The 10434-nt window shown below is 68.3% G+C and carries 10 protein-coding genes; all 10 read left to right on the top strand.

Going from position 1 to position 10434, the window contains the following annotated elements; all coding sequences use genetic code 11:
- Positions 1 to 228 precede the first annotated feature (228 nt).
- Positions 229 to 876, top strand: a complete 648-nt coding sequence (locus ACWDMM_RS05435) for a TetR/AcrR family transcriptional regulator (protein WP_195079164.1) — start codon at positions 229 to 231, stop codon at positions 874 to 876.
- Entirely contained in the window at positions 864 to 1337 is a 474-nt protein-coding gene (locus ACWDMM_RS05430) for a hypothetical protein (RefSeq protein WP_195079440.1), read from the top strand. Before ACWDMM_RS05435 ends, ACWDMM_RS05430 begins: the two co-directional genes overlap by 13 nt.
- A 374-nt stretch (positions 1338 to 1711) precedes the next feature.
- Complete coding sequence (locus ACWDMM_RS05425) at positions 1712 to 2452, top strand: MlaE family ABC transporter permease (protein WP_195079441.1); 741 nt, start codon at positions 1712 to 1714, stop codon at positions 2450 to 2452.
- A gap of 19 nt (positions 2453 to 2471) precedes the next feature.
- Positions 2472 to 3311 carry an ABC transporter permease gene (locus ACWDMM_RS05420; RefSeq protein ID WP_397070405.1) on the top strand — a complete coding sequence of 280 codons (840 nt, stop codon included), beginning with the start codon at positions 2472 to 2474 and terminating at the stop codon, positions 3309 to 3311.
- A gap of 21 nt (positions 3312 to 3332) precedes the next feature.
- The gene (locus ACWDMM_RS05415) at positions 3333 to 4523 is read left to right on the top strand and encodes an MCE family protein (protein WP_449936356.1); all 1191 of its coding nucleotides are present in this window, start codon (positions 3333 to 3335) and stop codon (positions 4521 to 4523) included.
- Positions 4520 to 5542: an MCE family protein gene (locus ACWDMM_RS05410; protein WP_357205760.1), complete on the top strand. Its 1023-nt coding sequence runs from the start codon at positions 4520 to 4522 to the stop codon at positions 5540 to 5542. The genes ACWDMM_RS05415 and ACWDMM_RS05410 overlap by 4 nt, the downstream gene beginning before the upstream one ends.
- A 2-nt stretch (positions 5543 to 5544) precedes the next feature.
- Positions 5545 to 6579 (top strand): MCE family protein, encoded by a 1035-nt coding sequence (locus ACWDMM_RS05405; protein ID WP_449936115.1) that lies wholly within the window; start codon positions 5545 to 5547, stop codon positions 6577 to 6579.
- Entirely contained in the window at positions 6576 to 7814 is a 1239-nt protein-coding gene (locus tag ACWDMM_RS05400; protein ID WP_449936113.1) for an MCE family protein, read from the top strand. Before ACWDMM_RS05405 ends, ACWDMM_RS05400 begins: the two co-directional genes overlap by 4 nt.
- Before the next feature lie 2 nt (positions 7815 to 7816).
- Complete coding sequence (locus tag ACWDMM_RS05395; RefSeq protein ID WP_357103169.1) at positions 7817 to 8950, top strand: MCE family protein; 1134 nt, start codon at positions 7817 to 7819, stop codon at positions 8948 to 8950.
- A 2-nt stretch (positions 8951 to 8952) separates the two neighbouring features.
- Positions 8953 to 10392 carry an MCE family protein gene (locus tag ACWDMM_RS05390; RefSeq protein WP_449936354.1) on the top strand — a complete coding sequence of 480 codons (1440 nt, stop codon included), beginning with the start codon at positions 8953 to 8955 and terminating at the stop codon, positions 10390 to 10392.
- The last annotated feature ends 42 nt before the right edge of the window (positions 10393 to 10434 follow it).

Raw genomic sequence — 10434 nt, 5'->3', positions numbered from 1 at the left:
CGACGAGCCGCGTGGCGGTGATCCCCTTCGGATCACCGCGGTTCCGTCGTGGAAATGACGTTATCACAATGTGAGAGCCAAACCTACATATGTCATTGACCGGGCACCCGATTTTCGGCTCGGGACTGCGAGAATGAAATTATCCTCTGCTCGCGGTGAGGGGCCCTTGTCACACTGCCGAAACCAACCTACTGTGTGTTCACTAGGTTTGATCGAACAGGGATTCTCGTGACCACTCCTCGTCCTTACGCCTCCCTGCTGGCCAAAGGTGAAGACCGCCGACAGCGCATCCTGGCGGTCGCCCAGCGCCTGCTCACCCGGAATGGCTGGCGCAGTACGACATTGGCGCAGATCGCGCGCGAAGCCGGCGTGAGCCCGGCCGGACTGCTGCACCATTTCCAGTCCAAGGAGCAACTGCTGCACGCCGTGCTCGACGCCCGCGACGCGGACGACGCCATGGAAGCCGATGTGACGGGAGATCTGTTCCTGGAGATCCGCAAAGTCGCCGATCGTATCCAGCGCTCACCGGAACTGGTGGGCACCTTCGTGGTCCTGCTGGTGGAGAACCTGCTGCCCGAGGCTCCACTGCACGAGCGCCTGCTCGACCGTTGGAAGGTGGCCGTCGGCATCGTCGCCGACGTCATCCGCCGCAACCAGGAGATCGGACGGTACCGGCCCGATTTCGACCCAGACATCCGGGCTGTGGAAATCGTCGCTTTCATCAATGGAATGGAGATCTCATGGATGCTCGACCACTCGATCCCGCTGACCGAGGTGTTCCACGAGTACACCAGGTCACTGGCGCGCGACTTCGCGCCGGATGGGGAACGAAGAGATACCGCCTCGACGTCGTCGCGACCAGCATCGTCGACGTAGTCCAGCACGCGGGCGGATGGCTGTTCGACCGCTCGGTCGCGGGGTGGGACGTCACGGTGCTGGTGGCCGATCCCTCGGATACGCGGCCGCTGCGCATCCTCGGCGCCGAGGTGCTGGACCTGGAGCAGGTGCTCGCCTCGCGCGGGCAGGGGCGGCAGCCGCACGCGCTCGCGGTGGCCGCCGACGTCTGCGAATGCGATCGCCGGGCGCGCCGGGGTCTGCTGAAGGCGTTGGACGACGGCGGCGTGCAAGTGGTGGTCTGGGGTGAGGGCTGGCCCGCGCCCCCGGAACACCGGGTCGATCCGGTGCTGCACCGGCTCAGCGTCGCCGCGCAAGCCTTCAAGGCCCAAGCCCTGACCGCGGCGGCGGTTCCGGCCACCTCGGTCGCAACGACCGAGGTCTTCCGCATCGGGCTGTCGTCCTTCCCTCCGATCGGCGCGGATCTCAGCCCCGTCGGCTGACTCGCATCCGTCCCGAAACTTTCTCGCCTGCTGCCTGTTTCGGCCGCTACCTGCCGTCCTCCGCGTCTCCGTCGACCGTGCGACACCCCGTCGCCGCGATCAGGGCGGCTATGGGTTTCGCGCATCGGCCTGGCTGTTCGTTGACACGGTCATCGACGCGCCGTGCCGCCGAACCGACACCGGCCGTCCGTAGCGGCTGCCCCTTCTCCCTCATTGAGTTCTCTTGAATAGCGTGTAATCATATTCATATATGAGAATGGCATTTTCCGGGAACGAGAGGGGGATTAATGCGAGCCGAGGCCGAGGTGCGGGGGACCGCCCGCCCGGCGGGACGGACACTGTTCACGACCATCACGCGAGCGGCGGCGGGCCCCATGCAGGCGGTCGGCGGGTTGTTCGCCATGTCGGCGGACGCGGTGCGGTTGTTGTTCCACAGGCCGTTCCAGACTCGGGAATTCCTCGAGCAGTCCTGGTTCCTCGTGCGGGTTTCGCTGGTGCCGACACTGCTGGTGGCGATCCCGTTCACGGTGCTGGTGAGCTTCACGCTCAACATCCTCTTGCGCGAACTAGGCGCGGCGGATCTCAGCGGCGCGGGCGCCGCGTTCGGCGCGGTGACGCAGGTGGGTCCGATGGTCACCGTGCTGATCGTCGCCGGGTCCGGCGCGACGGCGATGTGCGCCGACCTCGGCTCACGAACCATCCGCGAGGAGATCGCGGCGATGCAGGTGCTGGGCATCGACCCGGTGCAACGACTCGTGACGCCGCGGATGCTCGCCTCCGGCTCGGTGGCGTTCCTGCTGAACAATCTGGTGTGCATCATCGGCGTGATCGGCGGCTACGTGTTCTCCGTCTACGTCCAGGACGTCAATCCCGGCGCCTTCGCCGCCGGCATCACGCTGCTGACCGGGATCGATGAGGTGATCATCTCCTCGGTCAAAGCCCTGCTGTTCGGGCTCGTGGCCGGGCTCGTCGCCTGCTACCGGGGATTGATCGTTTCCGGCGGGGCCAAGGCCGTCGGCAACGCGGTCAACGAGACCGTGGTCTACGCCTTCATGTCGTTGTTCGTCATCAATGTGGTCGTCACGGCGATCGGCATCCAGATGACCGTGCGGTGAAGGAGCGGCGCCCGTGACCCTGATCGCGCGCTATCCGAAGACGATCCGGCGGATCCGGCGGCCGTACCAGGCGCTGGGCCGGATCGGTGACCACGCCATCTTCTATGGAAAGGCGCTGGTGTACGCGCCGTTCGCCGCCTGGCGCTACCGCAGGGAGACGGTCCGGTTGATCGCCGAGATCAGCATGGGTTCCGGGGCGCTGGCGGTGTTCGGCGGGACGGTGGTGATCGTGGGATTCCTGACCTTGGCCACCGGCGGCACCCTCGCCGTCCAGGGCTACAGCTCGCTGGGCAACATCGGCATCGAAGCGCTGACCGGTTTCCTGTCGGCGTTCATCAACGTGCGCATCTCCGCACCGGTGGTGGCCGGCATCGGGCTGGCCGCGACCTTCGGCGCCGGCGCCACAGCCCAGCTCGGCGCGATGCGGATCAACGAGGAGATCGACGCGCTGGAATCGCTTGCCATCCAACCTATTCCGTACCTGGTCGGCACCAGGATAGTCGCGGGCATGATCGCGATCGTCCCGCTGTACGCCTTGGCGGTCATCGCCTCGTTCCTCGCCAGCAGGCTGACCACCGTCGTGCTGCTCGGTCAGTCCGCCGGGCTGTACGACCACTACTTCGGGACCTTCCTGAACCCGGTCGACCTGGTGTGGTCGTTCGTGCAAGCGATCCTGATGGCGCTGACGATCCTGCTGATCCACACCTACTTCGGCTACTTCGCCAGCGGGGGACCCTCGGGTGTCGGCATCGCCGTCGGCAACGCGGTCCGGACCTCGCTGATCGGGGTCGTCTCGGTGACGTTGCTGGTCTCGCTGGCGGTCTACGGCGCCAACGGGAACTTCGATCTGTCCGGTTGAGAGGTGCCGATGTTGTCGACGATGAAGTCGCTGGCCGTGGCGTCGCGCGGACTGTTGCGTCCCGCGGCGGGGCTGGCCTCGATCGCCGTGGGGATCGCGGTCGTCGGCCTCGGTGTGACCATGTTCGACGGCGGATTCGCCGACACCGTGCCGGTGACCGTGCTGTCGCCGCGCGCCGGACTGGTGATGTATCCGGACGCCGACGTCAAGATGCGCGGGGTCACGGTGGGCAAGGTCGCCTCGATCGAGGAACGCGCCGACGGGCTCGCGTCCATCCGGTTGGCGATCGATGCCGGGCAGCTGCACCTCATTCCCGCCGACGTGCGCGTCGACATCGCCTCGACCACGGTGTTCGGCGCGAAGTTCGTGCAGTTCCTCCCACCGGAACACCCTGCGCCGCAGGCGCTTCGGCCCGGACAGGTCCTCGGCGCCGAGCACGTCACCGTGGAGATCAACACCGTGTTCCAGCAGCTGACCGCGGTGCTCGGGCGCATCGAACCGGACAAACTCAACGAGACGCTCGGCGCGATCGCCGACGCTACCGGCGGACGCGGCCACGAACTGGGCGTGATGCTCGGCGACTCGGAGCACTTCCTCGCCCAGCTCGAGCCGGGCCTGCCCGCGCTGCGCGCCGATCTCGCCATGGCGCCTGCGGTGCTGAACGACTACGCCGACGCGACCGCGCCCCTGCTGGACACCGCTCGCAACGCCGCCGCGATCAGCGAGACGATCGTGGCCGAACAGCGCGATCTCGACGCCATGCTGATCGGGCTGATCGGCTTGTCGGACACCGGAACCCGGGTGCTGGCCGACAACCATGCCGCGTTGGACACCACCCTGGCGGCGCTGGTGCCGACCACCACCCTCACCAACAGCTATCACGAGGCGCTGACCTGCGCGCTCGACGGTTTCGGGTGGCTGTCGCGATCCAAGCCGGTCGACGTGCCCGGGCTCGGGCTGTCGGCGAACTTCCTGTTCGGCACCGAACCGTACCGGTATCCGCGGAATCTGCCCAAGGTCGCCGCCACGGGTGGCCCGCAGTGTTCGGTGCTGCCGGTTCCCTACGAGGGACGGCCGCCGTTCGTCGTCGCCGACGTCGGCGCGAACCCGTTCGAGAAGGGAAATCAGACCGTGGAGCTGAACGTGGGCAACCTCCCGCAGGCCCTGTTCGGTCCGCTCGCCGGGCAACCGGGGGACGGTGGTCCCCGATGAACCCGCGCAACTCGCCGTTGCTGAAGTTCGGTGTGTTCGCCGTGGTGATGCTCGTGCTGTCCGGCTTTCTGGTGCTCGTGTTCGGTGAGTACCGGACCGGGACGCGCGCGGAGTACGCCGCCGTGTTCACCGACTCCTCCGGACTGCGGCCGGGCAACACCGTCCGCATCGCCGGGGTGGAGGTGGGCACGGTTCGCCGGGTCACGCTGCGCGACGACCACAAGGTCAGGGTGGCGTTCGACGCGGACCGCGGAGTCGCGCTGACCAGCGGCACCGCGGTGGCCGTGCGCTATCTCAACCTCGTCGGCGACCGCTATCTGGAGCTGACGGACACACCGGGATCGACCGGAATGCTGGCCGCAGGCAGTGAGATTCCCGTCGAGCGGACCTCGCCCGCGCTCGACCTCGACCTGCTGCTCGGTGGTCTGAAGCCGGTGATCCAAGGCTTGGACGCGCGCGAGGTGAACGCGCTGACCTGGTCGTTGCTGGAGATCTTCCAGGGCAAGGACGGCACGCTGGATTCGCTGCTGTCGCGGACGTCGTCGTTCACCACCGCGCTCGCCGGGCGCTCCGAGGTGATCGGGCGGCTGATCGATCACCTCGGCGCGGTCATGGCGACGCTGTCGAAGGAGGGCGAGCAGTTCGCGGGCACCGTCGACCGGCTCGAACAGCTGGTCACGCAGTTGTCGCGGGAGCGCGATCCGATCGCCGCGGCGATCGACGCCCTCGACGACGGCACCGCCACCGTCGCCGATCTGCTCACCAGGGCCCGGCCGCCCTTGGCGGGCACCGTCGACGAGCTCGCGCGCTTGGCCCCCTTGGTCGACCAGGACAAACAACTGCTCGACGACGCCTTGCAGCGGGCGCCGGGGAACTTCCGCAAGCTGGTGCGCACCGGCGCCTACGGCAATTTCGTCCAGTACTACATCTGCGCGGTCACCGTCCGGGTGACCGACGAGACGGGGCAGGTGGCGGTGCTGCCCTGGATCGAGCAGAAAACCGGAAGGTGCAGCGGGTAGCCATGCTGGAGTACCGCGGAACCCATCTGGCCCGTACCGGCGTGATCGGGGTCGTGCTCGCGGTCTGCGTCATCCTGATCGGATTGCAGTCCCAGAAGTTCATCGAGTGGGCCACCACCGTGCGATACCAGGCCGTCTTCAGCGAGGCGGGCGGCCTCGCCGCGGGCGACGACGTGCTGGTGTCCGGCTTGCGGGTGGGCCGGGTGTCGAAGGTCGCGCTGCGCGGAGGCGACGCCTGGGTGACGTTCGCGATCGACGAGACGATCCGGCTCGGCGACGACACCGCGGCGCAGATCAAAACCGGATCGCTGCTGGGAAAGCGGGTGCTGGCCCTCGTTCCTGCCGGCGCGCACACCCTGCGGCCGTCCGGCGTGATCCCATTGGAGCGGACGTCGTCGCCCTATTCGCTGACCGACGCGGTCGGCGATCTGGCCACCAACGTCGCGCAGATCGACACCGACGCGCTCAACCGGTCGCTGGACATGCTGTCCTCGACACTGGACCGCATCGCGCCGCAGCTGGGCCCGGCGTTCGACGGAGTGACCCGGCTGTCGCGATCGATCAACAGCCGCGACGGCTCGCTGCGCGACCTGCTGCGCACGACCGCCGACGTCACCGCGATCCTCTCCCAACGCGGCGAGCAGGTGAACACGCTGATCCTGAACGCGAACGCGCTGCTCGGCGTGCTGGCCGCGCGCAGGCAGGCGATCGTCGACCTACTGGCGGGCACCGCCGCGGTGGCCGGCCAGCTGTCGGGCTTGGTCGCCGACAACGAGGCCGAGCTCGCGCCGACCCTGGCCCGGCTCAACTCGGTGGCGGCGATGCTGGAGAAGAATCGCGACAACATCGCCGCGGCGATCCCCGGGCTGGCGAAAGCCGCGCTCACCCAGGGCGAAGCCGTGTCGGGTGGGCCGTTCTACAACGCCTACGTCGCCAATCTGATCCCCGCCCAGCTCATCCAGCCGTTCATCGATCAAGCCTTCGGCATCCAGCCGCCCAGCGCGTTCCCCGTCCCGGCCCCGGAGCCGCCGCGATGAAGACCAGAATCCTCGGCGCGGTCGGTGCGGTGCTGGTGGTGTCGCTGGTCGTCACCGGCGCCTACCTCGGATACCGAACATTATTCGGTTCCAGGTCGATTCGTGCTGTCTTCACCTCCGCCACCGCTATATACAAAGGCGACGACGTGCGCGTGGCCGGAGTACGGGTCGGCCGGATCGGCTCCATCCGACCGCGCGGCACCACCACCGAAATGGAGCTGGAGGTCGACCGCGACGTCCCGATTCCCGCCGGCGCCAAGGCGGTGATCGTCGCCCAGAGCCTCGTCGGCGCCCGCTACGTGCAGCTGACCCCCGCCTACCGTGGGCAGGGGCCGACGCTGCCCGACGGGGCGGTCATTCCCGTGGAACGCACCGCCGTCCCGGTGGAGTGGGACGAGGTCAAGACCCAGCTCACCCGCCTGGCCACCGATCTCGGCCCCGGCCTGGGCTCCGCGAGCAGCTCGACCGGCCGTTTCATCGATCGAGCCGCGGACGCGATGGCAGGAAACGGCGAGAAGCTGCGGCAGACGCTGGCGCAGTTGTCCGGGATCGGCCGGGTCCTGGCCGACGGCAGCGGCGACATCGTCGGCATCATCGCCGAACTGCAGCACTTCGTGACTGTGCTGCGCGACAGCGATGTGCAGATCGTCGAATTCCAGAACCGGCTGGCCAGCCTGTCCAGCGTGCTCGACGACAGCAGATCCGACCTCGATGCCGCGCTGTCGGAACTGTCCGTCGCCGTCGCGGACGTCCAGCGCTTCGTCGCCGCCAACCGCGACGGCGCCGCCGAGCAGGTGCGGCGGCTGGCGAACGTGACCCGGAATCTCGTCGATCATCGAGACGACCTCGAGGAGTTGCTGCACATCTTCCCGACGAGCCTCGCCAACTTCTACAACATCTACAACCCGGACACCGCGACCGAAGCGGGTGTATTCGTGCTGAACAATTTCTCCAACCCCGTGCAATTCGTGTGCTCGTCCATCGCCAGCCTGGAGAAAACGACGACCGCCGAGGCCGCGCGCAAGTGCCGGGATTATCTCGGGCCGGTCATCGGTCTGCTGAACTTCAACTACCTGCCGTTCCCGGTCAACCCGCTGCACGGGCCGAGCGCGCGCCCGGAAAGCCTGATCTACACCGAAGATCACCTGATCCCCCGAGTGGTGGCGACCGAAGGGCCGCCGCCACCACCCATGCCCGGCATCGCGGACATCCTGTTGCCCGGCGGAAGGCGTTGACCGTGAGAGCTTCTCCCCGACGCGGCCACCGATTGCTCGCCGTCGGCGCCTGTTCGATGCTGGCGCTCACCGGATGCGGCTGGCACGGGGTGAACTCGCTGCCGTTGCCGGGCGCGCCCGGGCAGGGGCCTGCGGCGACCGTCATCCAGGTGGAGATGGCGAACGTCGGCACGCTGGTGTCGAACTCGCCCGTGCTCGTGGACGATGTCGTGGTCGGCAGCGTGCGCGGGATCCGGCTCGACGGTTGGCACGCGGTGGTCGAGGCGTCGATCCGCCCGGACGCCGCGGTGCCGGCGAACGTCGTCGCGACGATCGGGCAGACCAGCCTGCTGGGGTCGAGCCACCTCGCGCTGAACACCCCAGCGGGCGTCGCGCCGTCCGGGCGGCTGGCGTCGGGAACCCGGATCCCGCTGAACGGATCCTCGACCTATCCCTCCACCGAGCAGACGCTGGCGTCGCTGTCGGTGGTCGTCAACGGCGGAGGGCTCGGCCGGCTCGGCGAGATCATCCGTAATCTGAACGACGCCTTCGGCGGGCGCCAGGAACAGGTCGGCTCGCTGCTGGTCCGCCTCGACACGATGATGGGCGTGCTCGACGGCCAGCGCGACGACATCATCGGTTCGATCGATGCGCTCGAGCGATTGGCGGGGCAGTTCGCCGAGCAGCGCGACGTCGTGACCGAAACCTTGCGAAGGCTTCCGCCCGCACTCGACGTGCTGCTGGCCCAGCGGCCGAACATCACCGCGGCGCTGGATCGGCTGCGCGCGTTCAGCGACACCGCCACCGCCGTGATCACCGACGTCCGAACCGATCTGGTGACGAATCTGCGCAACCTCGAGCCGACGCTGCGGGCGCTGGCCGACGTCGGCCCCCAGATCGACGCCGCGCTGGCGTACGCGACCGTGTTCCCCTACGGCCAGAGCGTCATCGACCGCGCGGTGCGGGGCGACTACTTGAACCTGTTCGCGACGGTCGATCTCACCGTTCCCCGCCTGAAGCGGGAAATGCTGCTTGGCACCCCATGGGGCGACCCGACTGCCGTCGTGCAAGCCGCGGTCGGTGACCCGGGGTATGCCCGGCAGACCTCGAACCCGCTCGGCGCCGCGATCGCACCGCCGACCGACGGAGGCCGCTGATGCTGCTATCCCGTTTCGTCCGAGCGCAATTGGTGATCTTCGCGATCTTGTCGCTGGTCGGACTGAGCACGATGGCGACCGTCTACATGCGCCTGCCCGACCTGGCCGGCGTCGGCACCATCAACGTGTCGCTCGAGCTGCCGACCACCGGCGGGCTCTATCGCTTCGGCAATGTCACCCTCCGTGGCGTCGAGGTCGGCAAGGTGAGCTCGGTCGAGCTGACCGGCAGCGGCGTGCGCGCCACGCTGAAGATCGACAGCTCCTACCGCATTCCCGCCGACCTCACCGCGCAAGTGCGCAGCGTGTCCGCGGTCGGCGAGCAGTACGTCGAACTGCGCCCCCGCACGGACGCGCCGCCCTACCTGCGTGACGGATCGGTGATCGATCTGCGGCACGCGACGGTTCCGCAGCCGGTCGGCCCGATGCTCGACAAGCTCGGCGATCTGGTCGGCAGCATTCCCGCCGACGAACTGCACGCACTGCTCGAAGAACTGTTCCAAGGCATGCACGGCGCCCGATACGACCTGGACTCCTTGCTGAACTCGGCACAGACCCTCGCCGCCGATCTCAACGGTGCCGGTGGCCGGGCCCGCGCCCTGATCGAGGACTCAGGGCCACTGCTGCATTCCCAAGTCCGGTCCGCCGACGCCATCCGGATCTGGACACGCAGCCTCGCCGGCGTCACCGATCAGATCGTCGCGAACGACCCGCAGATCCGCGGCCTGCTGCGGACCGGCCCGGGATTCGCCGCCGAGGTCGCGCACCTGCTGGACTCGGTGCATCTCACGTTGCCGATCCTGCTGTCCGGCCTGACCTCGATCGGGCAGCTCGCCGTCACCTACAACCCCGGGCTGGAACAGATCCTGGTGCTGCTGCCACCGGCGATCTCGATGATCGAAGCGGTGCAACCCAATCGCAACGCCGCCGGGCTCGGCCTCGGCGACTTCCGGCTCGGCGGCATCTCCGACCCGCCCGCGTGCACCGTCGGTTTCCTGCCGCCGTCGGCGTGGCGATCGCCGGAGGACACCGACACCATCGACACCCCCGACGGGTTGTACTGCAAACTGCCCCAGGATTCCGACATCGCGGTGCGCGGCGTGCGCAACATTCCGTGCGCGAACAACCCCGCCAAGCGGGCGCCGACCGCCGCCCTGTGCAACAGCGACCAGGAATTCCAGCCTCTTGCCACCGAACAGCCCCTGCTGGGTCCCTACCCGCACGACCCGAGCCTGGAAGGGCAAGGTGTGCCGCCCGATTCACGCTGGAATCAGGGCGCGGGACCGGCGGCCGCACCCGCCTCGGCCCCCGCGGCGCCCTCTATCGGCATCGCGCGCTACGACCCCCGGACCGGTAACTACCTCGGCCCGGACGGCCGCCTCTACCAGCAGAGCAACCTGGCATCCTCGACCGACCGGACCTGGACCGACATGCTGCCGCACTGACCGCCGCCGCGCCCGATCGGCCCGGGGAATGCCGCGAGGACC

Source organism: Nocardia sp. NPDC003726 (genome assembly GCF_053586955.1).
This window is presented reverse-complemented; position numbering and strand designations above follow the sequence as displayed.